This window comes from Bacillus sp. (in: firmicutes), assembly GCA_017656295.1.
In the GTDB taxonomy this organism is placed as follows: domain Bacteria; phylum Bacillota; class Bacilli; order Bacillales; family JACDOC01; genus JACDOC01.
In genome coordinates this window covers 133606-157820 of record JACDOC010000001.1, presented here as the reverse complement: position 1 = coordinate 157820, position 24215 = coordinate 133606, and the positions used below count along the sequence as shown (strand labels likewise).

General features: G+C 40.8%; 27 protein-coding genes. All 27 read right to left on the bottom strand.

Annotated features, from left to right (window positions below):
• Positions 1-22: 22 nt before the first annotated feature.
• Positions 23-559: a F0F1 ATP synthase subunit delta gene (locus H0Z31_00805; protein ID MBO8175976.1), complete on the bottom strand. Its 537-nt coding sequence runs from the start codon at positions 557-559 to the stop codon at positions 23-25.
• Positions 556-1083, bottom strand: coding sequence for a F0F1 ATP synthase subunit B (atpF, locus tag H0Z31_00800; GenBank protein ID MBO8175975.1), 528 nt, complete (start codon positions 1081-1083; stop codon positions 556-558). The genes H0Z31_00805 and atpF overlap by 4 nt, the downstream gene beginning before the upstream one ends.
• Positions 1084-1235: 152 nt before the next feature.
• A complete protein-coding gene (gene atpE / locus H0Z31_00795) occupies positions 1236-1448 on the bottom strand; it encodes a F0F1 ATP synthase subunit C (GenBank protein ID MBO8175974.1) in 213 nt (70 codons plus the stop codon).
• Positions 1449-1508: 60 nt separating this feature from the next.
• A complete protein-coding gene (gene atpB, locus H0Z31_00790; protein MBO8175973.1) occupies positions 1509-2219 on the bottom strand; it encodes a F0F1 ATP synthase subunit A in 711 nt (236 codons plus the stop codon).
• A gap of 22 nt (positions 2220-2241) precedes the next feature.
• The gene (locus tag H0Z31_00785; protein ID MBO8175972.1) at positions 2242-2616 is read right to left on the bottom strand and encodes an ATP synthase subunit I; all 375 of its coding nucleotides are present in this window, start codon (positions 2614-2616) and stop codon (positions 2242-2244) included.
• Between the two features lie 5 nt (positions 2617-2621).
• On the bottom strand, positions 2622-2843 hold the full coding sequence (locus H0Z31_00780) for an AtpZ/AtpI family protein (protein ID MBO8175971.1): 222 nt from the start codon (positions 2841-2843) through the stop codon (positions 2622-2624).
• A 467-nt stretch (positions 2844-3310) separates the two neighbouring features.
• Entirely contained in the window at positions 3311-4435 is a 1125-nt protein-coding gene (gene wecB, locus H0Z31_00775; GenBank protein MBO8175970.1) for a UDP-N-acetylglucosamine 2-epimerase (non-hydrolyzing), read from the bottom strand.
• Between the two features lie 18 nt (positions 4436-4453).
• Positions 4454-5083, bottom strand: a complete 630-nt coding sequence (gene upp / locus H0Z31_00770; GenBank protein MBO8175969.1) for a uracil phosphoribosyltransferase — start codon at positions 5081-5083, stop codon at positions 4454-4456.
• Between the two features lie 266 nt (positions 5084-5349).
• Entirely contained in the window at positions 5350-6363 is a 1014-nt protein-coding gene (locus H0Z31_00765; protein MBO8175968.1) for a PTS sugar transporter subunit IIC, read from the bottom strand.
• 49 nt (positions 6364-6412) lie between these two features.
• Positions 6413-7387, bottom strand: coding sequence for an L-lactate dehydrogenase (locus tag H0Z31_00760; GenBank protein MBO8175967.1), 975 nt, complete (start codon positions 7385-7387; stop codon positions 6413-6415).
• Between the two features lie 316 nt (positions 7388-7703).
• Positions 7704-8945 (bottom strand): serine hydroxymethyltransferase, encoded by a 1242-nt coding sequence (locus H0Z31_00755; GenBank protein MBO8175966.1) that lies wholly within the window; start codon positions 8943-8945, stop codon positions 7704-7706.
• Positions 8946-9044: 99 nt separating this feature from the next.
• On the bottom strand, positions 9045-9620 hold the full coding sequence (locus tag H0Z31_00750) for a TIGR01440 family protein (GenBank protein ID MBO8175965.1): 576 nt from the start codon (positions 9618-9620) through the stop codon (positions 9045-9047).
• A 30-nt stretch (positions 9621-9650) separates the two neighbouring features.
• On the bottom strand, positions 9651-10097 hold the full coding sequence (gene rpiB / locus H0Z31_00745) for a ribose 5-phosphate isomerase B (GenBank protein ID MBO8175964.1): 447 nt from the start codon (positions 10095-10097) through the stop codon (positions 9651-9653).
• A gap of 323 nt (positions 10098-10420) precedes the next feature.
• Positions 10421-11704 carry a methyl-accepting chemotaxis protein gene (locus tag H0Z31_00740; protein MBO8175963.1) on the bottom strand — a complete coding sequence of 428 codons (1284 nt, stop codon included), beginning with the start codon at positions 11702-11704 and terminating at the stop codon, positions 10421-10423.
• Positions 11705-11726: 22 nt separating this feature from the next.
• Positions 11727-12173 (bottom strand): low molecular weight protein arginine phosphatase, encoded by a 447-nt coding sequence (locus tag H0Z31_00735; protein MBO8175962.1) that lies wholly within the window; start codon positions 12171-12173, stop codon positions 11727-11729.
• Positions 12174-12792: 619 nt separating this feature from the next.
• On the bottom strand, positions 12793-13347 hold the full coding sequence (locus tag H0Z31_00730) for a manganese efflux pump (protein MBO8175961.1): 555 nt from the start codon (positions 13345-13347) through the stop codon (positions 12793-12795).
• Between the two features lie 123 nt (positions 13348-13470).
• A complete protein-coding gene (locus H0Z31_00725) occupies positions 13471-14520 on the bottom strand; it encodes a threonylcarbamoyl-AMP synthase (GenBank protein MBO8175960.1) in 1050 nt (349 codons plus the stop codon).
• Positions 14521-14740: 220 nt separating this feature from the next.
• A complete protein-coding gene (locus H0Z31_00720; GenBank protein MBO8175959.1) occupies positions 14741-15184 on the bottom strand; it encodes a hypothetical protein in 444 nt (147 codons plus the stop codon).
• 146 nt (positions 15185-15330) lie between these two features.
• Positions 15331-16008 (bottom strand): stage II sporulation protein R, encoded by a 678-nt coding sequence (spoIIR, locus tag H0Z31_00715; protein ID MBO8175958.1) that lies wholly within the window; start codon positions 16006-16008, stop codon positions 15331-15333.
• Positions 16009-16133: 125 nt separating this feature from the next.
• Positions 16134-16997: a peptide chain release factor N(5)-glutamine methyltransferase gene (gene prmC, locus H0Z31_00710; protein MBO8175957.1), complete on the bottom strand. Its 864-nt coding sequence runs from the start codon at positions 16995-16997 to the stop codon at positions 16134-16136.
• Positions 16994-18073 carry a peptide chain release factor 1 gene (gene prfA, locus H0Z31_00705; protein ID MBO8175956.1) on the bottom strand — a complete coding sequence of 360 codons (1080 nt, stop codon included), beginning with the start codon at positions 18071-18073 and terminating at the stop codon, positions 16994-16996. The genes prmC and prfA overlap by 4 nt, the downstream gene beginning before the upstream one ends.
• Before the next feature lie 118 nt (positions 18074-18191).
• The gene (locus tag H0Z31_00700) at positions 18192-18620 is read right to left on the bottom strand and encodes a hypothetical protein (GenBank protein MBO8175955.1); all 429 of its coding nucleotides are present in this window, start codon (positions 18618-18620) and stop codon (positions 18192-18194) included.
• 57 nt (positions 18621-18677) lie between these two features.
• Positions 18678-19295 (bottom strand): thymidine kinase, encoded by a 618-nt coding sequence (locus H0Z31_00695; GenBank protein ID MBO8175954.1) that lies wholly within the window; start codon positions 19293-19295, stop codon positions 18678-18680.
• A gap of 160 nt (positions 19296-19455) precedes the next feature.
• Positions 19456-19656, bottom strand: a complete 201-nt coding sequence (rpmE, locus tag H0Z31_00690; protein ID MBO8175953.1) for a 50S ribosomal protein L31 — start codon at positions 19654-19656, stop codon at positions 19456-19458.
• 186 nt (positions 19657-19842) lie between these two features.
• Positions 19843-21126: a transcription termination factor Rho gene (gene rho, locus H0Z31_00685; GenBank protein MBO8175952.1), complete on the bottom strand. Its 1284-nt coding sequence runs from the start codon at positions 21124-21126 to the stop codon at positions 19843-19845.
• A gap of 553 nt (positions 21127-21679) precedes the next feature.
• Entirely contained in the window at positions 21680-22645 is a 966-nt protein-coding gene (gene glpX / locus H0Z31_00680) for a class II fructose-bisphosphatase (protein ID MBO8175951.1), read from the bottom strand.
• 98 nt (positions 22646-22743) lie between these two features.
• Positions 22744-24030, bottom strand: coding sequence for a UDP-N-acetylglucosamine 1-carboxyvinyltransferase (locus tag H0Z31_00675; GenBank protein MBO8175950.1), 1287 nt, complete (start codon positions 24028-24030; stop codon positions 22744-22746).
• Positions 24031-24215: the final 185 nt, after the last annotated feature.

Sequence of the window (24215 nt, the reverse complement as noted above, 5' to 3'; positions counted from 1 at the left end):
TCACCCCTTATATCTACGAATCTTAACCGATAAGTTGACGTCCGATATCCTCCAATTTACCGCGGATTGTGCCGTCAAAAATCCGGTTACCAATTTGGAGTTTCACGCCACCTAAAAGTTCTTTATCAATGATTGTTTTAATTTTTAATGATTGTTTTCCGACTTTATGTGCAAACGCTTTGGATAAAGCGTCCTTTTCGTCTTCTGTTAATTCACGAACGGAATATACAGTCGCTTCTGCTACACCGCGCTTTTCATTGGCTAAATGAATAAAAGCATCGGCCACTGCAACGATTTCGCCTTCACGATGACGATCAATGAGTAGCATAAGCGTGTTTAAAACATAAGTAGAAAGTGAAGCAAACGCTTCCTTTAAAAGCTCTTTCTTTTTGTCTAAAGAAAGCTTCGGTGATTTTAAAACGGCTGTTAAATCTTTATTTTCAACAAACACTTGTTTAACGACGCGAAGTTCTTCTTCCATTTGCTCAATCGCTTGTTGTTCTTCAGCGATTTGGAAAAGAGCTAGCGCATATCGCTTGGCAACCGTAGTTTGGCTCATCGCTCTTCTCCTACCTCTTGAATAAATTCGTTAATCAGCTTGTCTTGATCTTGAGCCGTTAATTCTCGTTCAATCACTTTAGATGCTACAAGGACGGATAAAGACGCCACTTGTTCGCGTAACGCAGCCATCGCTTGTTCTTTTTCTTGTTGAATTTCACGTTTTGCTGCTTCTTTCATGCGCTCAGCTTCTTCACGAGCTTGAGCAATAATTTCTTCGCGTTGTTGATCGCCTTGTTTTTTCGCATTTTCAATTAATGATTGCGCTTCTTGACGAGCTTGTTTTAAGAGCTCACGTTGTTCTTGTAACGCTTTTTCTGCTTCTTTACGACTATTTTCTGCTGCATCAATTTGACTTGCAATATGCTCTTCACGTTGCTTCATGATGCCCATTAACGGACCCCATGCAAACTTCTTTAGCAGCGCTAACAAGATAATGAACATTAACAACTGGAATACGATATCACCAGTATTCACACCAGCATGAGCAGCCGATGCTCCAAGCACGAATCCGCTTGTTAACACGCTACGTTCACTCCCTTCAAGAGTCAATTGGAACCATTTCTTTTATATCAATGAACAAAATTTCCTTCTTATTTCATACATTATGGACATAAAGGAATGGCGAAGGTTCGCATGGAATGATCTTCGCCATTTTGGAACGTGTGTAATTGCAATTATTGACCTTGTACCATGAACGCGATAACTACCGCGATGATTGGAATCGCCTCTACTAATGCAACCCCGATGAACATTGTAGTTTGAAGCATACCGCGTGCTTCTGGTTGACGTGCGATACCTTCAACTGTACGAGATACGATAAGACCGTTACCAATACCAGCACCTAGTGCCGCTAATCCAATTGCAATTGCTGCTGCTAAAAGACCCATTAGAAAGTTCCTCCTTTAAATTTATGAATTAGTTTAGTTTTTACTAAAAAATGTTTATGATTAATGGTCATGACTCACTTTGTGTGCCATATAAACCATTGTTAACATTGTAAAGATAAACGCTTGGATCGCACCTACAAAGATCGAGAATCCTTGCCATGCAATCATTGGAACAATCGCTGCTAGGTGTCCACCTACGCCTGTTGCTAAGCTACCAGCTAATAGTGCTAGTAAAATCTCACCAGCGAAGATGTTTCCGTAAAGACGGAGACCTAGTGTCAGCGTGTTTGCAAACTCCTCAATAATTTTCAGCGGGAACAAGAACCACATTGGTCGTACGAAATCACGCGTATATTCGCCAAATCCTTTCATGCGAATTCCATAGTAGTGAGATAATCCAACTACCATGGTCGCTAATGTTAAGGTAACAACAGGATCCGCTGTCGGTGATTTCCACCAAAGTTCTCCATCGATGACCACGGAAAATGGGAGACCTAACATGTTCGCTACAAAGATGTACATAATTAGCGTCATCCCGAGTAAGTGGAAACGCCCGCCCGTGTTCCAGTCCATGTTACTTTTAATGATACCTTTAACAAAGTCCATAACCCACTCCATAAAGTTTTGCATCCCAGTTGGTTTCATTGCCAAACGTCGAGTGGAAAGGACTGCAAGAATAAACACAATGACTGTTGTCACCGTGATCATTAAAATATTGGCTAAGTTAAAAGTTAATCCAAGCCATTCTACGGTAGGAGCTCCGTGATGCAACCTATTTCACCTCTCTTCCCCGCTATTTACGTGTTTGAATCATGTAAATAAAATAATCTATCATAATGACAATATAAGATGTCATTAATCCCAATACAACACTTAGTAAATGGAAATACGTTGGATAACGTGTAGCAATTAATACGGCTAACACAGCGACAGCCATTCGAGATAATGTCCCTAGCGACCGTACTTTTTTCCCTTGAACGACCAAATCGCCAAACCGTTCGGTTCGCTTTACCATCAACCAATGATTGAAAAAGCTTAAGCTCGTCCCTAATATTAATCCAAGGAATATGGTCTGGTACGGAGTAAATCCCCAACCAAGAACATAGAGAGAGAGCAAGTAGAATATGTATTTTTTATGCCTTTGAAATAATATGGATAGTTCTGGCATAAAAACTAGTCTCCTGCATTGAAGTGTTTCACTGTTCGAAGCATGGCATAAATTCCTGTAGCAAGACCTAGGAAAAGTCCAATGATCATAAAAAGCGGTACTGTTCCCATCACTCGATCGAGCCATCTTCCTCCGAAGATACCGACAAGAATGGAACCGACAAGTTGTGAAAGAATGGCCGTATATAACGCCATCGCCTGGAAAGGACGCTTTCCATTTTTACTCATTTTGCATCCTCCCCTACTGAAAGGAATGGAATTATTGAGGGGAATATATTATTTCCACTATGTAAAAAGTGAAAATGTTGTTTTCGTTGAAACGCTATGAAAACCCTATCATTCTACACCCTTTGTAAGCATACAATAGCCCTTTGTCAATGTCAATGTCTTTCAATTGAAAAGTTTCACAACCGTTTTCCAGTTTTATGGTTTGTTCACAAAATAGTCAAAATTTAATAATAAGGAAATATTATTTACTATTTTTCTTAACTTGTCGTATGCATCCACAACATTCTATCCCCTATAATCCTTATTTTGTTACATTTTTTTCTATTTTAGTATAGTTATGCATGTATCCATCGATTTGCTCTTTTATGCAGTAATTTTTCCCTTTTCAAGAGTATTTATTTTAAACAGATCATTAAAAAACACTACCTTCTTTCACTGAAGGTAGTGTCAGCTTGTCCTCATGGTCCTTAGCTCGATCTCTTTTCAAAATACGATTCGATGGCATCGCATATTCGGCGGGAAGCTTCGCCATCACCATATGGGTTAACGGCTTTCGCCATTTTTTCATACTCTTCTTTGTCGGTTAGCAGTTGTTTTGTAAGCTGATAAATCGTTTCTTCTTCGATACCGGCAAGTTTTAATGTTCCCGCTTCAATTCCTTCTGGACGTTCAGTAGTATCACGCAATACGAGAACTGGAACTCCTAAAGAAGGCGCTTCTTCTTGTACCCCGCCAGAATCCGTTAAAATGAGGTACGAACGAGCAGCGAAGTTATGAAAGTCAATCACATCCAAAGGTTCAATGAGATGGATCCGCGGGTGGTTGCCTAAAATTTCATTCGCAATTTCCCGAACAACTGGATTTAAGTGTACCGGATACACCACTTGAACGTCATCATGCTCTTCGACGATTCGCTTCACTGCACGGAACATATTTCGCATTGGTTCACCTAAGTTTTCGCGACGATGAGCGGTTAATAAAATCAGACGATCTTTACCGATTTGTTGTAAAATCTCGTGCTCGTATTCGTCTTTGACCGTTGTTTTGAGTGCATCGATGGCCGTATTACCTGTCACAAAAATGCGTTCTTCTGGCTTGTTTTCTTGTAATAAGTTTTGAGCTGACTTACTCGTTGGCGCAAAGTGTAAATCGGCCATCACACCCGTTAATTGACGGTTCATTTCTTCTGGGAATGGAGAATATTTATTCCACGTCCGAAGACCTGCTTCAACATGTCCAACGACAATTTGGTTATAAAAAGCCGCTAAGCTAGCAACAAATGTTGTCGTCGTATCTCCATGGACAAGAACAATATCTGGTTTCGCTTCTTTCATTACACGATCCAAACCTTCGAGTCCACGAGTCGTCACATCGACTAACGTTTGTCGATCCTTCATAATGTTTAAGTCATAGTTTGGTTTAATACCAAAAATCTCGAGTACTTGATCGAGCATTTGTCGATGTTGGGCCGTTACAGCTACGATCGGTTCAAAGGTTTCTGGACGTTTTTTTAACTCTAATACAAGCGGAGCCATTTTAATCGCTTCCGGTCTTGTCCCAAAAATGGTCATTACTTTAATCGGTCGGTTCATAAAGGCACCTACCTTCTGTTATTTTGTACCGAATAAACGGTCTCCAGCGTCACCTAATCCTGGGACGATGTAACCTTTTTCGTTTAATTTCTCATCCAATGCAGCAATATAAATATCTACATCCGGATGAGCTTCTTTAATAGCTTCTACTCCTTCAGGAGCCGCGATTAAACACATAAATTTAATATTTTTCGCACCGCGTTTCTTTAACGAATGAATCGCTTCAACGGCAGAACCACCTGTAGCTAACATCGGATCGACCAAAATAAAGTCACGTTCTTCCACGTCGCTTGGCAGTTTCACATAATACTCGACCGGCTTTAATGTTTCTGGGTCACGGTATAAGCCGATATGACCAACTTTGGCGGCTGGAATTAATTTTAGAATACCGTCAACCATCCCAATGCCGGCACGTAAAATCGGGACAATTCCTAATTTTTTACCGGATAAAATTTTCGCTTTTGCACGGCTTACAGGAGTTTCGATTTCAATTTCTTTAAGAGGCATATCGCGGGTAATTTCGAAGGCCATCAGTGTAGCTACTTCATCAACTAATTCACGGAATTCTTTTGTTCCTGTATTTTTGTCACGGATAATCGTTAATTTGTGTTGGATGAGCGGATGATCAAACACATATACTTTTCCCACGGCTACTCTCTCCTTTTTATTAGTTAACTGACGATGCTTTTGTTAGAAATGGGCAAAAAAAATTCCGCACCGACTTCTCTTAATTCTTTCACACTTCGTTTTATTTTACAAAAAAGAACCGTTTTCATCAATATTGTGGAGATATCTGTAAACAATTATTAAAGAAAGGGAAACTTCAAAGGTTTTCTTTATTTTAAATAGCCCTTAAATTGTAGAAAAAACCGGGATTTCATTGATATTATCCCGGCTCTTTCCATTCCAAATATTTAGTTCGGTAATGTCAGGTCATGTTCTTTTATCTTTCCAACCTTTTTAAGTATATAGTATACTCCGTAAGAAATTACTGCTGGTATTACAATATAAGTGATTAACATAGCTGGAACGATAAATTCGAATTCATATGTTGTTAACAACTGTATAGGTGCCACGAAAGAGCTTAATCCCATACCCGCAATTTCTTTTCCGGCTTCAATTTTGAATACTAAGGCGGAGATTGGTCCAACAATCGCACTTGCAATCAAGGTTGGCAATAAAATGTAAGGGTTTTTTGTAATATTAGGCAACTGTACTTTTGGAGTACATATACCTTGCGCTAATATTCCGCCTAGCTGATTTTCCTTCCAGGATATGATGGAGAATCCTATAAAGTGTGCGGCACACCCTGCTAAAGCTGCTCCCCCTGCAATGCCGCTTAAATCTAAGGCCATCGCTAATGCCACAGATGATGCCGGTGAAATTAGGAATAGGCCCCAAACAACGGCTAAAATAATCGAAGATAGTAATGGATTCCCGGCAGTTGATGCTTTAATCAATCCACCTACCGTTGTTAACAGCGGAGCAATAACTGTTGATAGCCATAAACCAGCAAGTCCAGCAATTAAAATCGTTCCTAATGGTACAACCATCATGTCAAGAGGTGTTTTTCCACTAATTCGCTTACCTACATACGTTGCGATGGTAGCTGTTAGTAGTGCTCCAATGGGTTCCCCTGCTTTAATAAAAACACCTGCTTCTGTAATGCTTAAAGCCCCAGCCCCGACCGCCGCTGCGATCATCGCTGAGAATATAACGAGAGCGTTGGCTCCCATCATTAAGGCGATTCCCGTACCGATGGCTGGTGCCATCAGACTAATTGAAATCGTACCAATTTGTACAAGTGCTTCAATTCCAAGACTCGTTCCAATGTTTTTAATGAGCAGACCAATACCAAGCGTTACAAAAATTCCTTGCGCAATCCCTGTGGAGGCTTTAAAAATTCTTGGCATCACATACTCTTTCATAAGAAGTGCCTTCTTTCTATAGATGATCATGTTTTATTACAAAGGAGAATTAAACAAATGCTAACATCTTTTGTCCGTAACCAATGCTATCCATATATTCCCTTAAAACCGCATTGGATTTTCTGAACTTTTCTTGTTCTTCTTCAGTTAGTCGAAGTTCTACAATTTCTTTGATTCCTTCACGTGTAATCATCGCCGGAACTCCTGTACAAATATCCGTCTCGCCATACTCGCCATCTAACACGCAAGATAAGGCAATGATTTTATGATCGTCATTAAAAATCGATTTTGTAATATAAGCCAATGTACTTCCGATACCGTAGTAAGTTGTCCCTTTTCTTTTTAAGATCTCAAAGCCAACCTTTCTAACCATGTCGACCATTTGCTCTAAATCGATTTCACCGATTTCTTCTTTACGTTCCTCTAAGATATCTAGAAGGGGCTTTCCGCCAACGTAAGTGTGAGACCAGACGGCAAATTGTGAATCACCATGTTCCCCCATCATGTAACCGCTAATACTTCTTGGGTCGACATCTAAAATTTCAGATAAAAATGTTTTTAATCTTGAAGAATCTAATGAAGTACCTGTTCCGATTACTCGATTTCTTGGCAAACCGGATAGTTTCCACACATGATACGTGATAATATCAACTGGGTTTGAAGCAATTAAGAATATTCCATTAAAACCGCTCGCCATAATTTGTGGAACGATATCTTCCATAATTTTTGCGCCAATTCCTAGTGTATCAAGGCGAGTTTGTCCTGGTTTTGGCGGTGGACCAGCAGTAATAATGGCTACATCGACATCTTCTAAATCGCTATATGATGCCGCACGAACCTTCGTTCTTGAATGTACAAAATCAATACAATGCGATAAGTCTAATGCTTCACCGAGTGCCCTTTCTTTGTTTATATCAACCATTAATAATTCATCACAGATTCCCTGATTAATAATAGAATAGGCTGCACTTGAGCCAACTAATCCTGTACCGATGATTGCAACTTTTCTAGTAAGTTTTTTCATGCTAGTCATCTCCTATAGAAATTAGTAGAAAGTAATTCTTTTGAGTATGTGAAATACTTCACATAAATTTTTAAAAAAATAAACTGCTTAGTTTTTTATTTGTGAAGTATTTCACATTTTTATATTATAATTTTCTCTAACTATATTCAATCATAGAAAGCGGTAACATTTTGAACAAAAATTGAAAAAAAGTAATGTTCATTGAAATAAAAAGCGGAAGTGCCTCAATACTCTAGGAACTTTTACTCTATAGATTAACACGCATGCCAGCGCACCACAAAAAAGACAGGCTACGATTTAGCCTGTCTTGAACAAGTTATTTTCCTTCATAAAGGGGATATTTTTTTGCCAAAGCTTCTACTCGCTTCCGTGCCTGTTCTAATTTTTCTTCGTCCTCATGATGTTTTAACGTATAAGCAATAATCGAAGCGATTTCATCCATATCCTCTAATCCAAAGCCTCGGGTCGTAACGGCGGCTGTTCCGATACGGATACCACTTGTGACAAACGGGCTTTCTGGATCAAACGGAATCGTGTTTTTATTAACGGTAATACCGATATCATCTAATACCTTTTCCGCTACTTTTCCTGTTAAGTTTAAGGAGCGTAAATCGACTAATAATAGATGGTTGTCTGTACCGCCAGATACGAGGTCTAGTCCTTCGTTCTTCAAGGCTTCAGCGAGACGTTTCGCATTATCCACGACTTTTTGAGCATACACTTTAAAGTCGTCTTGAAGGACTTCACCTAACGCTACCGCCTTCGCCGCAATAACATGCATAAGCGGACCGCCTTGAATACCCGGGAAGATCGCTTTGTCGATTTTCTTTGCAAATTCTTCTTTACATAAAATCATTCCGCCACGTGGACCGCGTAACGTTTTGTGTGTCGTCGTTGTGACAAAATCCGCATACGGTACTGGGCTTGGATGAACGCCGGCGGCAACTAAACCAGCAATATGGGCCATGTCAACCATTAAATAAGCTCCTACTTCATCCGCGATTTCACGGAATTTTTTAAAGTCGATGATTCGCGGATAGGCACTTGCTCCTGCAACAATAAGTTTTGGCTTGTGCTGACGAGCTTTTTCTAGCACATCGTCATAGTTAATCGTATGCGTTTTTTCATCCACACCGTACTCGACGAAGTTGTATTGAATCCCACTAAAGTTAACTGGGCTTCCGTGAGTTAAATGCCCGCCGTGAGACAAGTTCATACCAAGAACCGTATCGCCTGGTTCTAACACCGTGAAATAAACCGCCATATTGGCTTGGGCACCGGAGTGAGGTTGAACGTTTGCATGGTCAGCGCCAAAGATTTTTTTTGCTCGCTCTCTTGCTAAATCTTCCACTACGTCAACGTATTCACAACCACCGTAATAGCGACGTCCTGGATAACCTTCCGCGTATTTATTCGTTAATACCGACCCTTGGGCTTCCATGACCGCTTCGCTAACAAAGTTTTCGGAAGCAATTAATTCAATTTTGGTCTGTTGACGTTGTAACTCATCTTGTATCGCTTGATAAACTTCCTTATCTTGTTGGGCAATTTTGCTCATCCATATCCCCCTTTTCTATCGTTCAATAACAATTTCCTCAATTTCGAAAATTCTTTTTTATTTTATCATGAATTGTTCAGATTGTAAGTAACCTACTGTTTATGAAGAGCAGCTTTCATTCTCTGTTGTTCGTTCATACACCGCACGAGCCCCACCAATTAATTTCGGGCGTGTTTTCGCTAACGTCACATGGGCATGGCCGATCTGCTTTAAGGAAGTTCTGACAGGTACCGCCACTCTCTTTAAGTGCATCCCAATGAGCGTATCTCCGATGTCGATCCCGCCATGTGCTTGAATTTGTTCAACTACGACTGGGTCTTGGAAATGTTCAAACGCATACGTAGCCATCGCCCCTCCCGCTTTACGCACCGGAACAACCGTCACTTCTTCGAGTTGATACCGTTCGGCAACTTCGCGTTCCACGACAAGCGCACGATTTAAATGTTCACAGCATTGAAACGCTAAATGAAGCGAATGATCTTTAGCAAACGATTGGAGCTGTTCGAAAATCATTTTCGCTATTTCTAATGTGCCCGCTGTACCAATCCGCTCGCCGACAACTTCTGATGTAGAACAACCAACAACAAACAGCTGCCCTGGTTTGAGCTGAGCTTGGGACTGATATTCTCGTAAAATCGTCTTTAAATCTTCCTGCCATTGACGTAACGGTTCCATATTAAAGCCCCCTTAATGAAGGACATTCGATTATTGATTTTGCTCCTCGATTTGTTTAATTTTTTCCACACGACGTTCGTGACGCCCACCTTCGTAGTCCGTTGTTAACCAAACTTTCGCAATTTCACGTGCTAAGCCCGGACCAATCACTCGTTCTCCCATGGCTAAAATGTTGCTGTCATTGTGTTCACGTGTGGCTTTTGCACTAAATACATCATGAACTAACGCACAGCGAATCCCTTTTACTTTGTTAGCAGCAATGCTCATTCCGATACCTGTTCCGCAAATTAAAATGCCGCGGTCAAACTCACCCTTCGCTACTTTTTGGGCGACTGGCAACGCATAATCCGGATAATCGACGGACGTTTCACATTCACAACCGAAATCTTCGTATTCGATGCCCATTTCTTCTAACAATTTTTTTATTTCGTTACGGATATTCACACCACCGTGATCCGATGCAATGGCTACTTTCATGATGCTCCTCCTTTTTTTACCTTAAATGTATCTTCTCCTATTTTGACACAGGGTTGAAAAAATATAAAGGAAATTAGATGGGGATGAGCATTTGACTAACGAAAAAAAAATATTTCGTAACAGGAGTCATTTTACTCATAATGATAGTTTTTTGCTCATAACTTGAGTTTTTTTGCTCATAACATATGAAATTTTTCTCATATTCGAATGTATTTGCTCATACCTATACAAAGTTACCCTTATTTATAGTTTTTTACTCTTATCAACTCGAACGCTAACCAAAAAAAGCTGCCCCTGATAAGAGCAGCATTTATCTAACCACATTATAAATGAAACCGCGTAATGGTTCCTTTTAACTTTTCGGCTTGTTCTTTTAATTCGTACGCTAGTTTTTCCACGTTGTCCATGACTTCGGCTTGTTCTTTGGTCGCTGCATTTACTTCGCCAGCACCAGCTGAAGTTTCCTCAGCAATAGCCGCTACTTCTTGCGACTGCATAGATGTTTGTTGAATACTAGACATTTGTTGATCGACGAGATTCGAAATGAATTTTACCGCATCAGCGACTTCATGGATTGTATCCGTCATTTCTTCAATGACGCGGTTCGTTTCCGTTCCTTTTTTCGCCTCTTCGTTCGCTGTTTCGACTTGTACTTTAATTTGTTCAACGACATGTTGCACTTCTGTTTGGATGTTTTTAATGAGATCTGAGATTCCTTGAACCGCTTTGGCACTTTCATCCGCTAGCTTACGGACTTCTTCAGCAACGACGGCAAAACCTTTTCCATGTTCACCAGCACGTGCCGCTTCAATGGAAGCATTCAATGCAAGTAAGTTCGTTTGTTCGGCAATATCCCCAACAAGCTGAATAATTTGCTCGACTTTCTTGGCGTTGTCTTCTAAGCGATGTACTGCTTCTAACGATTGCTGATTGTCGTTTGCTAACCGTTGAATACCATCAATTAAAGAGCGAATAACTTCCTTACTGTGATACAATTCGTTGAGCATCGTTGTGGAAACTTCTTCAGAGGCTTTCGCTTTTTGTTGTACTTCTTCAGCAAGACGAGTAACGTCTTCAATTGCTTCTGCTGTTCGTTGAATCGAAATGGCAGAGCTTTCGGCGCCCGCTGAAATTTCGCTAATCGTCTTAGCAATTTGGTCCGCCTGTTCAGCAGCTTTGGTGGAAGCCGTTGAAATAGCAACCACTTTTTCATTCGTTTGCTGGAAGTTGTCTTCGATGTTATGAACCATTTCGCGTAAGTTACCTAACATTTGGTTAAATGCCAGTGCCAGTGAGCGAATTTCATCATCGGCTTTTGGCACATCGACATCGTTATGTATATTCCCATGAGACGCTTCGATGGCTGCCTTTTCCAGCTTTTTCAATGGTCTGGTAATAAATCCAGCCATGAAAAATGTTAAAATTCCCGTCCATAAAATCCCTAGAGACAAAGTCGTAATGGTAAAAATGCCTTCTCCAATCGTTTGGGATACATACGGATACACAACATAAATAAAAAATGCACTCGTAGAATAAGTAATGAGAGCTAGTAATGTAGTGAAAAGAACTAACTTTTTCCTTAGACTAAACCTGTACTTCTTTTTCATCTCTTTTCCCCTCTCAGATTCTTTACTCCTTTTTCAATTTTTGCACAACTTGCTCGATTAGTGTTTGTAGCTCTTGAAATGTTTGACGATACACGTCGATATCCCCACCAAATGGGTCAACTACATCAAGATCATCTTCATCTTGTTCAACAAATTCTTTTAACGTAAACGTTTTCCCCTCTGCTTCTTCAAATTGGCTAAGAATCATGTTTTTATGACTTTCGGTCATGGTTAAGATGTAAGTTGCCCACTCTACTTCTTTTATCGTCACCATTTTTGAAGAATGAACATGTTCGATATTATTTTCTTGTAAAACTAACTTAGCATTTAATGACGCGTCGGAACCTTCCATAGCAAAAACACCTGCTGATTTTACCGATACCCCTTCAATATTATGGGACTTTAATATCGCTTCTGCCATCGGACTACGACACGTATTCCCTGTACAAACAAACAAAATATTAATCATTTTCTTTCCCCCTTAATGACCATTATAAAGGAATTTATTTACTTTCCATAGTAGACAGTTTAAAAGTTTTTATAAAATTTGGCTAAATTTAAACAGTTTTTGAACATGAAAAAGGACCTACTGAAACAGGTCCCCTTTAATAAAAAAATTTGCAGTTTCTAGAAATTTCATTTAAGCCGGAAAGGCGGATTATAAATTTTTGTGACGTGATACAGAAGTTTCATTCTATATAAGTTGAGGTGTTCTTCGAGTCACTTTGTTCCGTGTTCTAGACACATTTTTTTATTAATTTCAGACCAATTTTTTAGGCTCTACCTTAAAATAACTGTGGATAACTTTTGCTGTTATTTTATTCATCGATGTACCCAATGTCAATTGGCATGAATGTCTGTTAAAAATACTGTTAATATTTATACATTTCGCTTGTGGCGGACGCTTTTCGAGGCAAGCCGCTTCCCTCGCTACGCTCAAGTATGGGTCTTGCGGCTTCTTGATCCCGCTGGAGTCGCAACCTTTCGCTTCACTGTGAATAACTTGCTAAAAATCAACAATGACATTTATCCTAGCCATTTTTTAAAATTGTAGATAGAACATTGCCTTGCACTAGAAAATGGTCCTTTTAAAATGGCCAAATCAATTGGATCCCGAAAGCAAATAAAATACTTCCCCCGAGCGCTTCGCTATAATTGCCAATCCATTTTTGAACATTTCGTCCGATAAGTAATCCGCTCCATGTAAGCACCATTGCCATGATTCCGAAACCTGCAATAGCAATGATTGTTCGGGCACCGAAAATGCCTAACGTAAGACCTACCGAAAAACTGTCTAAACTAACGCTTAAAGCAAACAATAATATGCCCACCCCTTTTGGAGTCACCCGTAGCTCATCATTGTCCAGAAAGCTAGAAAAAATCATTTGTAGTCCTAAGACGATTAATAAGCCTCCACCAACAAACGTGGCAAATGTACCGAACTTTTGCGACAAAAATTTTCCTGCCATAATCCCTAACAGCGGCATCCACACATGAAACAATCCGACCATAAAACCTATGTATAAAAACTGTTTCAGTCGAAGTCGAATCATTCCCATTCCTAATCCAATGGAAAAGGCATCCATTCCTAAGGCAAATGCCATCATGAATAATGTAATCCATTCCCCCACATACGCTGACAAAAATGATTCCCCCCTTGGACGTGCCTACTCACAATATATGCACTTAAACCCAATTTAGAATAGGGGGACAATAACAGAAAAATGCCCATCGTCATCGACATTGATGGACATTCCTCAGATACATTATTCTTCTTGTTTTAAATATTGATAGGATGCTGCTTTTAATAGGCGATTCATAATCGCTAAGCCAACACCTTCCGTTGGAAACACTTCTGAAACAATCATGTCGACTCCGGATTCATCAAACGTTCGTAACGTATCGTACAAAGAAGCCGCAACCGTTGCTAAATCTTCTCGCTGACCACACGCCAGGACAACGTCAGCCCTGTAATCAGCAACATGCTCTTCTGTTGTTAACACACCAACCTTAAGCCCTTCATTTCGCTTATCATGAATCCATTGTTGAATCCACTCACGGTCCCCATCAAGTAAAAATAGGGGAGCGTCTGGGGCATAATGAGCATATTTCATTCCTGGAGATTTCGGTGTTCCCATTCCTGTCTTTAATGTCGGATCCACTTCTACCTTACCAACGACTTCTTCCAGCTGCTCTTTCGTAATTCCTCCAGGGCGCAAAATTTGCACTACACTTCCAGTACAGTCCACAACGGTCGATTCGACCCCTACGCCTGTTTCGCCACCGTCGATTAGTCCGGCAATTCGACCGTTTAAATCATTCCATACGTGTTTCGCGGTCGTTGGACTCGGTTTCCCAGATCGATTTGCACTTGGAGCGGCGATTGGAAGCCCTGCGCAACGTATTAATGATAACGCCACCGGGTGATCAGGCATCCTGACGGCAACCGTATTTAATCCCGCCGTCACTTTTTCGGACAACACTCCGTCCTTTTTATAAAAAATAATCGTGAGCGGTCCTGGCCAAAATGCGTCCATTAACTGTTGTGCTTGTTTCGGAATGTCGGCGACGATTTCTTCTAGCTGATCCTTTGAAGCGATATGCACAATAAGTGGATTATCGGACGGTCTTCCTTTTGCTTCATATATTTTTTGAACCGCTTCATCCGATTTAGCGTTAGCTCCCAGTCCATACACCGTTTCTGTCGGAAATGCGACGACTTCATTTTGCTGTAAAAAGTGGGCTGCCTGTGAAATTTGTGGACAAGTACCTAAATTATCCACACCTTTATCCACAATCCACTGAAACGTTTTCATGGTCATTCTCCTTCTTCTATCTACCGTTCGACAATACGATTGTCCGCTGTCTCGATATTATTCACTGTTGCCAGTATAAAAGATGACGCCGTTGAAAACAAGCACCGACTCCGTATGGGGAAAAATGTTACACATTCTGTGGATAAAACTGTGGATATATGTGGATAAAATCAACAATCTGTGAATAAATTACTTGATTTATTCACAGTTTATCCTCAACTTAGGAGAAGTCTCTTTTCATCCAATACCGATTTGGCTGCTCTAATAAGCTGCGACCATGCTCCAACGACTGTAACGCAGATGGTAGCTGTTCTTTTTCTACCCATTCAAACCCAAGTCCTTGAAAAATAGGTAGAACGGACAACTTATCTGTGGCTAACACCACCGTTTCGATGGCTTGTTGTTTACTATACTGGAACACTCGTTCAAATAAAGAAAATAAATGGATATCATTCATTCCCACTTTAATAACGAAAGAACGCAATAATCCGACCGATTGTTCAAAGTCAATGCCTAATGCTGCAAGCAATTCATTCTGCTCATTTTCGACGATAAAAAAAACGTTGTTGTCATGATCCATCCCATTAGCAGATACGTTACCATCTTGCAAAAACTCTTTTAACTTTTGAAAGTCTTCTTTTTCAGCGACACGAATCGTTCCCATTTTCATTCCCCCTTTAGTTCTTACTCTATGAATATGTTTTCATAGAAATAATAGAACAATAGAACGGAAAAACTTTTTCCTATCCATAAAAAAAGAAGCTCCTTTTCCACAGAGCCCCTACTTATCCACAAGTTATTCACATTTATTCACAGAGCGAACAAGTCTTTAAACAGCTCCCAGACGAAAAACTTTACTTCCACTTCTTGCGTTTCATCACCTGCATACACCGGTTTTTGCTCTTTTGAATCTGTTGTTGGTTCAGAAGCGATTTCAACCGTTTCATTCGTTTGTTCTTCTTCTTCAAACCCTGGACTTGTCGCAACGCTGTTAGAAAAGTCCAAAAAGCAGAGGGGCGGGTATAAAACACACCACCAATTGGCACCTTTTCCTTCGCCCAGTGTAATTAAAATAGCCTCATATTCCCCGGCAGGATAAAGAAATTGACCGTATAGCTTTGTAGGAAACGATACTTTCCCAAAATTGACCGAAACTGGTTGAATATTTTCTTCCTGTTCCATCACATCTTTGGCAATTTCTTCTAAAAGAGGTAAGTTCGCTTGAAGTACAGCTCTCGCTTCTTCAATAGAAGTCAAATCTTGTACCCATAATGTAATTTGTTCATTCACGGCATCGCGAATTTTCCGTTTCAGCTCTTGGTCTTCTTTTCCGTTGCTATTTGCTAAAATTCGTAATCGAATCGCTTCTGCAGGTATAACCTGTACGTCTTCGGCGATCGTCTTTGTAGTTGGCATATGTAAACTAATCATTGTTCCGACAGAGATTAAAAAAATATACATCCACGCTAAAAAGGTTGCTTTTTTCATTTTCTCCACCATCCCTTCAGTAGCCATTATGGTCTAAGATGGTGAATAGTAAACTATGAAATTAAAAAAAATATGGGAAGAACTTGTTAAGGTTCTCCCCTCTCTCATCCGAATTGAGTTTTTCCTTACTCCGACACATCCCACGTTACAAAAACCATCCGATCTTTCCCGTTTATGTCGAACACGACCTCAACATCGCTTTCCGGAAACGCGTGTTGAAACATGTGTTTGACCGCTTCACCTTGCCCGGCCCCAATTTCAAAACCGGCTAAACTTCTCTTTTTCATCACTTTTGGCAACTCACGAGCAAAGCGACGGTAAAAATCGAGGCCATCTTCTCCTCCAAACAACGCCGTATGTGGCTCATGGTCTTTCACGACAGGGGACAGAGCTTCTTTTTCACCCACCGGTATATATGGAGGATTAGACAATAAGACATCGAGCTGTATACCTCGTTCAATGAGCGGTTGCAACAAATCTCCGCGGAAAAATTGAACATCTGCTTGTAACGATTGAGCGTTTACTTTCGCTACTTCAAGTGCTTTTTCTGATATATCAACGGCCAGCACTTGTAACGAAGGTTGTTCTAACTTCATTGTAATAGCAATCGCGCCACTACCAGTTCCAATATCAGCAACCGTTAATGTATCTTTTGTTGGGAACATTGTCCGTATACGGCGTAGCATGCCATCCACTAATTCCTCCGTTTCGGGACGGGGAATTAACACATGAGCATTCACTGAAAACGTTCGTCCAAAAAATTCTTCTTTTCCGGTAATGTGCTGAACTGGAACTCCTGTGGCATGTTGGTGGACATATGTTTGAAACGTTTGTAACTGTTCAAATGGAATATCCATCCTTATGTTCGCTAATAATTGCGAGCGATTCATCCTAAGTACATGCTGTAATAATAGTTCTCCCGCATTTTCGTCTCGACCGTACGTTTTTAAAAAAGAAGAAGCCCATTGGAGGGCTTCAAACACTTTCATTGCTTTTGCTCCTGTACACTTTGTAGTTTTCTAGATTGATCTTCTAAAATGAGCGCATCAATAATTTCATCGAGCTTTCCTTCTAAAATTTGGTCGAGCTTTTGAATCGTTAAACCGATACGATGGTCGGTTACCCGATTTTGCGGGAAGTTATACGTACGAATGCGCTCGGAGCGGTCTCCAGTACCGACGGCAGATTTACGCTGTGCATCGTATTCTGCCCGTGCTTCTTGTTGGTATTTATCATAAATACGGGCACGTAATACTTTCATCGCTTTTTCTTTATTTTTTATTTGGGACTTTTCGTCTTGACACGATACGACAATCCCCGTTGGAATGTGAGTTAAACGAACAGCGGACATTGTTGTATTTACGCTTTGTCCACCTGGACCACTGGAAGCAAACGTATCCACCCGGATATCTTTTTCGTTAATTTCTACTTCTACTTCTTCGGCCTCAGGTAAGCAAGCGACCGTTGCCGTAGACGTATGAATCCGTCCACCTGATTCCGTTTCAGGAACGCGTTGCACACGGTGTGCACCGTTTTCAAATTTTAACTTTGAATAAGCCCCTTTACCGTTAATCATAAAAATAATTTCTTTATATCCACCTAAACCAGTTGGGCTCGCTTCAATAACTTCTGTTTTCCATCCTTGTGACTCCGCATAACGGGTGTACATGCGGTAAAGGTCACCAGCAAATAGGGCTGCCTCTTCCCCACCGGCTGCCCCACGAATTTCCATAATAACGTTCTTTTCATCGTTCGGGTCTTTTGGTAAAAGTAAGATTTTTAATTTTTCTTCTAACTCCTCAATCCGCTCTTCTAGCTCGGAGATTTCCTCTTTTACCATTTCCCGCATTTCAGGATCCAGTTTCTCTTCAAGCATGGATTTCGCATCCTGATATTGTTCACGAACCGATTTATACTCACGATACGTCTGTACCGTTTCTTCAATATCTGATTGTTCTTTTGAATAATCTCTTAATTTTTTTGGATCACTAACCACTTCCGGGTCACTTAAAAGCTCATTTAGCTTTTCGTAGCGCACTTCTACTGCTTGTAATCGATCAAACATGGCCATTCACCTCTAATTTATGTCCATAACATTATAATTATAGTATACCCGAAAGATTCAGTAAAGGAAAGAACGGGCAGTATCTCGAGGCCATGTCCTATTCAACGAAGCTGTGATTTTAACCGCCTTCGACGATTTTGACTTCAAATTGATAGCGAGGCAGCGCATTTAATAATTTTTTCCGCAGTTTCGCTTCTTCTTTTAACCGTTTTTCGTGACCGTAGGTCTGAGTAGCTGTGGCTTTTACCCACATCGTATTTCCGTTAATCCAAATGGAATCGGGTTCATACCCTGCTTGTACCACGATATCTGCAGCCATTTCCACATCATCATCGTTATTGACAGCTGTCCGTTCTGGGAAATGGAGCAAGTTGGGATTTTGATAATACTTTCCTTCATCTTCGTATCCTTCCCAGTTCGTTTCCCGGTTTGAGACAAAGCGTTGTCCGTTTCGGTCTTCTTCCCTTTCGAATGAACGATCTAGCATGCCACAACCAACGAACGAACTAATGATCAAAACACCTACGATATAATAAATAATTTTCATAAAAAAACACCTCCTTCGCTTATCTTGTCCGCAGCGAAAGAGGTTATGCGCATAACCTTATAGGCGTTTTTGGACAGTCACCGTGGATGCTTCTTCTGTTCTAATAGGCACTTCATGATGATGTCGACAACGTGGCTCGTATGCTTCTGAAGCACCAACTAAAATAACTGGGTCATCATAGAAAGCAGGCTTTCCGTTAATCAGACGCTGTGTTCGACTCGCCGGTGAACCACATACGGTACATACGGCTTGTAATTTCGTCACTTGTTCGGCAATAGCCATTAAATATGGCATAGGTCCAAACGGTTCACCACGGAAATCTTGATCCAACCCAGCAAGAATCACTCGATGACCATTGTTCGCTAAATTTTGAACAACCGGAATAATCTCTTCGTCAAAAAATTGCACTTCATCAATGGCCACCACATCAACGTTTTCTTCGACATATTGTTCAATTTCCCGGGAAGTTTCTACAGGTTTCGCTAAAACTGAATGACCGTTATGGGAAACAACCGATTCTTCGCTATAACGATTGTCCAATTTCGGCTTAAACACCATGATTTGTTGTTTGGCAAACTGTGCGCGACGCACACGACGAATTAGTTCTTCTGATTTACCGGAAAACATGCTTCCGCAGATGACCTCTACCCATCCTGACTGCTTCATAACATACATGAACCTGGCGCTCCTTCCTCGTTGAAATCTCCCCAATATATTTCAAATAGCAAATTCTGATCTATAAAATGAGCAAATGTTCACACACTCTTATACATTCCTCAATATGTACTAATAAAAAACAGGCAAGGAATGATTTCTTGCCTGTTTTAGTCGGTTATTACTTAAGGCCGTATTTTTTATTGAATTTCTCAACGCGACCTGCTGCGCTAGCGAATTTTTGACGACCTGTATAGAAAGGATGGCACTCGGAGCAGATCTCAACGCGTACCTCGTCTTTTACAGAGCCGCTTTCAAATTCGTTACCACATGCACATTTTACAAGAACTTTCTTGTATTCTGGATGAATTCCTTGTTTCATTCTTTTCAACTCCTTCCGCCCTGAATCATTTCGAAACAGAGTTCTATATTTCGATGCGGACCTATACCGACCGCAATCACTCAAAATACACACTGACCCCATTATAGCAAGTTCATTTTGGAATTGCAATAATGGAATTTACCAACAAATTGCCACGAATGCTGAGTAAAGTTGCTCTATTCGCTCTTATAATAATTTTTTCCCGTGCCCGTTCACTTTCATTTCTTCGGCTAATAAGGCAAAAAATTCTTCGTTCGATTTCGTCTGTTTTAGTTTTCGTAAAAACTTCTCGGCAAAATCTGGTGCATCAGACATCGTCTTACGAATGGCCCATAAGTACTCTAAATGTTCTTTCGGAATAAGGAGCTCTTCTTTTCGAGTTCCCGAACGACGAATATCAATGGCAGGGAAAATACGTTTTTCCGCTAACGAGCGGTCGAGATGAAGCTCCATATTTCCTGTTCCTTTAAATTCTTCATAAATGACATCATCCATACGTGAACCGGTATCAACTAAGGCGGTTGCTAAAATCGTTAAGCTGCCACCTTCTTCAATGTTACGGGCGGCTCCGAAGAAGCGTTTTGGACGGTGGAATGCAGCTGGGTCAATCCCCCCTGATAACGTACGTCCGCTCGGAGGAATAACTAAGTTATACGCACGTGCTAATCGAGTAATACTATCCATCAAAATAATCACATCTCGTTTGTGCTCAACTAGACGCATCGCTCGCTCAAGCACAAGCTCGGCTACTTTAATATGGTTTTCCGGGACTTCGTCAAACGTGGAGCTTACGACTTCTGCATCGACAGACCGTTCAATATCAGTTACTTCTTCTGGACGTTCATCAATTAATAAAACAATGAGTTCAGCCTCCGGATGATTGGTCGTAATCGCATTCGCAATTTCTTTTAATAACATCGTTTTACCTGCTTTTGGAGGCGCGACAATTAATCCACGTTGACCAAATCCAACCGGTGTAATTAAGTCCATAATGCGCGTTGATAAATTATTCGGTGTTGTTTCTAGTTTGATTTGGCGATTTGGATATAAAGGGGTGAGCCCTGGAAAGTGTACCCGTTCTTTAGCAATTTCTGGGTCTTCTCCGTTAACGGCTTCCACATGCAGCAAACCATAATAACGTTCGTTTTCCTTCGGCGGACGCACCTTTCCTGATACTTTATCCCCGTTTCGGAGGTCAAAACGACGAATTTGGGAAGCCGAAATATAAATATCTTCGGAACTTGGGGAGTAATTAATTGGACGTAAAAATCCGAACCCCTCGGATTGAATAATTTCTAGGACACCTTCCATAAAGAAGTAGCCCTCTTGTTCAGCACGAGCTTTTAAAATGGCGAAAATTAATTCTTTTTTCGTCAATTTACTGTAATAAGAGATTTTATATTCTCGTGCAAGTTCATATAACTCTTTTAATTTCATATTTTCGAGACTTGAAATTGTTAATTCTTCCATGTCGACACCACACTTTTCTTTTTTCAACTTTTTGTTTTTATGAAGCTAGTTAAATACAAAGAATTGATTTTCATAAAGAATTCAACTTGAGCAAGAAAGGAAAGAAGCGAGTGACATTCCTTGAAGGTGAACAAGTAAGAAGATGATCAAAGGACGGACGTAGTTGTTCCCTAAATTCCCCATGTTTTCTTACTTTTCTACTGGGTAAGTGTTTTTTCAAATCGCTTACAAAAAACAACCTCTATTTTAACCACAAGTTATGAAAAGAATCAATGAGAGCATCATAATTTTTATTAAAAAATGAGAATTAGGAAAAAGCATGTGTAGATTAATAAGGAAAGCCGACAGTATCAGGAGGCTGTATCGCATCCCTCTTTTATTCGATCGAGCTGGGAAAACGTGAAGATAAAAAGGAGATGAAGGGCATCCTCGACCACCATCGTTAAGAGACATGCCGCACCTAAAAACCGTTTATTGAACATGGAGGCAAGCGACATGCTTGCCTCGATTGAATTTCTTGGGAAGAAAGGGTTTCCAATCGTCGCTAAAAAAATTAAGGTTTTATAACAAGATGAGGTTTTTTCTTCAAACTATGGCGTCCTTCAATAAAACGGACCGTTCCAGATTTTGCTCGCATAACAACGGAATGGGTTAAGCCATAGGACCCTTTAAATTGAACACCTTTTAATAATTCACCATCCGTTACACCAGTAGCGGCAAAAATGGCATCGTCCCCACGAACTAGGTCTTCCATTCGTAGAACTTTTTCTGTATCAAGACCCATTTTCCGACAACGCTCCACTTCTGCTTCATTTTGTGGTAACAAACGTCCCTGAAGTTCTCCACCTAAGCATTTCAAGGCGACAGCGGCAATAACTCCTTCAGGTGCTCCACCAGAACCGAATAAAATATCAACACCTGTATGGTCAAAAGCGGTATTAATCGCGCCTGCTACATCTCCGTCATTAATTAATTTAATACGCGCTCCCGCTTCGCGCAATTGTTGAATAATGTGTTCGTGACGCGGGCGATTCAAAACGGTAGCCACGACATCCTCAATATCTTTATTTTTTGCCTTTGCGACCGCTTTTAAATTATCGATAATCGGAGCGTTGATGTCAATTTGACCAACCGCTTCTGGGCCTACGGCGATTTTATCCATGTACATATCAGGGGCGTGTAATAAGTTCCCGTGATCGGCTACTGCTAATACGGCTAACGCATTCCAGCCTCCGGAAGCAACGATGTTTGTTCCTTCTAATGGATCGACTGCAACATCCACTCGCGGTCCATAACCGGTCCCTAGCTTTTCACCAATGTACAACATCGGAGCCTCGTCCATTTCTCCTTCACCAATCACCACTGTTCCTTTCATTGGAACCGTATCAAACACGTCACGCATGGCTGAAGTTGCGGCTTCATCCGCTTCATTCTTTTTTCCACGACCCATCCAGCGAGCTGAGGCTAACGCAGCGGCTTCGGTGACACGAACTAATTCCATTGATAAGCTTCTTTCCATTAATTATTCCTCCTGTGTTACAATCCCATCTTACCCTTTTATTCGTATAACACATATCCATATTTATTGTAACACATTTTCGCAGTTGAAAGAGGAATTTACATATTTTTTAACTGTTCAATTTCTTCCTCTGTCATTTTTTCACGCCAAACGGTTGCTCCAAGACCAGTGAGCTTTTCGACCAGTTCGCAATACCCACGATCAATATGTTCTAAACCGGTTACTTCTGTAATTCCATCTGCCATTAATCCAGCGATGACTAACGCGGCACCAGCTCGGAGGTCACTCGCTCGAACTTTTGCACCTTGTAATTGAATCGGCCCATGCACGATGGCTGAACGCCCTTCAACTTTAATATCAGCGTTCATCCGGCGTAACTCATCGATATGTTTAAATCTTGCGGAGTAAATGGTATCGGTTACAACGGACGTTCCTTCTGCTTTTGTTAAAAGAGAAGTAAACGGTTGTTGTAAATCTGTAGGGAAACCAGGATACACAAGTGTTTTTACATCGACGGCTTTCAAATGATCAGCCCATCCCACAAAAATTTGATCGTCACCAACTTCAATAGGTACGCCCATTTCGCGTAATTTCGCTGTCACCGACTCTAAATGTAGGGGAATCACGTTATCGATAAACACACCTTTTCCTATCGCTGCTGCTAAAATCATGAACGTTCCTGCTTCAATTCGGTCAGGGATAATCGTATGACGGCAACCACTTAACGAATCCACACCATCAATCCGGATTACATCCGTACCTGCCCCTTTAATTCGAGCTCCCATATTCGTTAACAATGTGGCTACATCAATAATTTCTGGCTCTTTCGCCGCGTTTTCAATGATGGTGCGGCCTTTCGCTAATACCGCAGCAAGCATAATGTTAATGGTTGCTCCGACACTGACAACGTCCAAATAAATTCGAGCACCACGAAGCTCATCGGCACGTAAATAAATGGCCCCTTGCTCGTTCGTCACCTTCGCACCTAACGCTTCAAATCCTTTAATGTGTTGGTCTATTGGTCGTGGTCCTAAATGACATCCGCCAGGTAAGCCAATGACCGCTTTTTTAAAGCGCCCGAGCATGGCTCCCATTAAATAATAAGAAGCCCGTAACTTTTTCACATTCCCATTTGGAAGAGGCATGGGAATCATTTGGGATGGGTCAACGGTCATTTCGCCATCACTTAATTGGACTTTACCACCAATTTCTTCAAGCAAGCTTTTTAAAATATGAACATCCGAAATATCTGGTAGACCTTCAATTGTGACAGGAGAATCAGCTAAAATCGTAGCAGGAATTAATGCAACGGCACTGTTTTTTGCGCCGCTAATTTTGACGGTTCCTTGTAATGGTGATCCTCCTGCTATTTTTAACTTTTCCATTTTTGACTCCCTTCTCCACATTTCCATTCGAAATGCTGCTCAGTTATCACCCATTGCATAGACTCGATTACGTTTTCCACAAGATGTATGTCTAGTTTTCACTTAGTTTACTCGTTTTACACCTTAACATGTATTAATTGGAAAATTTTTAAACGTATACTTTTTTGCAAAAAGGCGTGAGTCGA

Coding starts and splice junctions, on each gene's coding strand:
- H0Z31_00805 (MBO8175976.1), bottom strand. CDS start 559: ATGAGCCAAACTACGGTTGCCAAGCGATATGCGCTAGCTCTTTTCCAA.
- atpE (MBO8175974.1), bottom strand. CDS start 1,448: ATGGGTCTTTTAGCAGCAGCAATTGCAATTGGATTAGCGGCACTAGGT.
- H0Z31_00785 (MBO8175972.1), bottom strand. CDS start 2,616: ATGCCAGAACTATCCATATTATTTCAAAGGCATAAAAAATACATATTC.
- H0Z31_00780 (MBO8175971.1), bottom strand. CDS start 2,843: ATGAGTAAAAATGGAAAGCGTCCTTTCCAGGCGATGGCGTTATATACG.
- wecB (MBO8175970.1), bottom strand. CDS start 4,435: ATGAACCGACCGATTAAAGTAATGACCATTTTTGGGACAAGACCGGAA.
- H0Z31_00765 (MBO8175968.1), bottom strand. CDS start 6,363: ATGAAAGAGTATGTGATGCCAAGAATTTTTAAAGCCTCCACAGGGATT.
- H0Z31_00760 (MBO8175967.1), bottom strand. CDS start 7,387: ATGAAAAAACTTACTAGAAAAGTTGCAATCATCGGTACAGGATTAGTT.
- H0Z31_00755 (MBO8175966.1), bottom strand. CDS start 8,945: ATGAGCAAAATTGCCCAACAAGATAAGGAAGTTTATCAAGCGATACAA.
- H0Z31_00750 (MBO8175965.1), bottom strand. CDS start 9,620: ATGGAACCGTTACGTCAATGGCAGGAAGATTTAAAGACGATTTTACGA.
- rpiB (MBO8175964.1), bottom strand. CDS start 10,097: ATGAAAGTAGCCATTGCATCGGATCACGGTGGTGTGAATATCCGTAAC.
- H0Z31_00740 (MBO8175963.1), bottom strand. CDS start 11,704: ATGAAAAAGAAGTACAGGTTTAGTCTAAGGAAAAAGTTAGTTCTTTTC.
- H0Z31_00735 (MBO8175962.1), bottom strand. CDS start 12,173: ATGATTAATATTTTGTTTGTTTGTACAGGGAATACGTGTCGTAGTCCG.
- H0Z31_00725 (MBO8175960.1), bottom strand. CDS start 14,520: ATGAAAACGTTTCAGTGGATTGTGGATAAAGGTGTGGATAATTTAGGT.
- H0Z31_00720 (MBO8175959.1), bottom strand. CDS start 15,184: ATGGGAACGATTCGTGTCGCTGAAAAAGAAGACTTTCAAAAGTTAAAA.
- spoIIR (MBO8175958.1), bottom strand. CDS start 16,008: ATGAAAAAAGCAACCTTTTTAGCGTGGATGTATATTTTTTTAATCTCT.
- prmC (MBO8175957.1), bottom strand. CDS start 16,997: ATGAAAGTGTTTGAAGCCCTCCAATGGGCTTCTTCTTTTTTAAAAACG.
- prfA (MBO8175956.1), bottom strand. CDS start 18,073: ATGTTTGATCGATTACAAGCAGTAGAAGTGCGCTACGAAAAGCTAAAT.
- H0Z31_00700 (MBO8175955.1), bottom strand. CDS start 18,620: ATGAAAATTATTTATTATATCGTAGGTGTTTTGATCATTAGTTCGTTC.
- H0Z31_00695 (MBO8175954.1), bottom strand. CDS start 19,295: ATGTATGTTATGAAGCAGTCAGGATGGGTAGAGGTCATCTGCGGAAGC.
- rpmE (MBO8175953.1), bottom strand. CDS start 19,656: ATGAAACAAGGAATTCATCCAGAATACAAGAAAGTTCTTGTAAAATGT.
- rho (MBO8175952.1), bottom strand. CDS start 21,126: ATGGAAGAATTAACAATTTCAAGTCTCGAAAATATGAAATTAAAAGAG.
- glpX (MBO8175951.1), bottom strand. CDS start 22,645: ATGGAAAGAAGCTTATCAATGGAATTAGTTCGTGTCACCGAAGCCGCT.
- H0Z31_00675 (MBO8175950.1), bottom strand. CDS start 24,030: ATGGAAAAGTTAAAAATAGCAGGAGGATCACCATTACAAGGAACCGTC.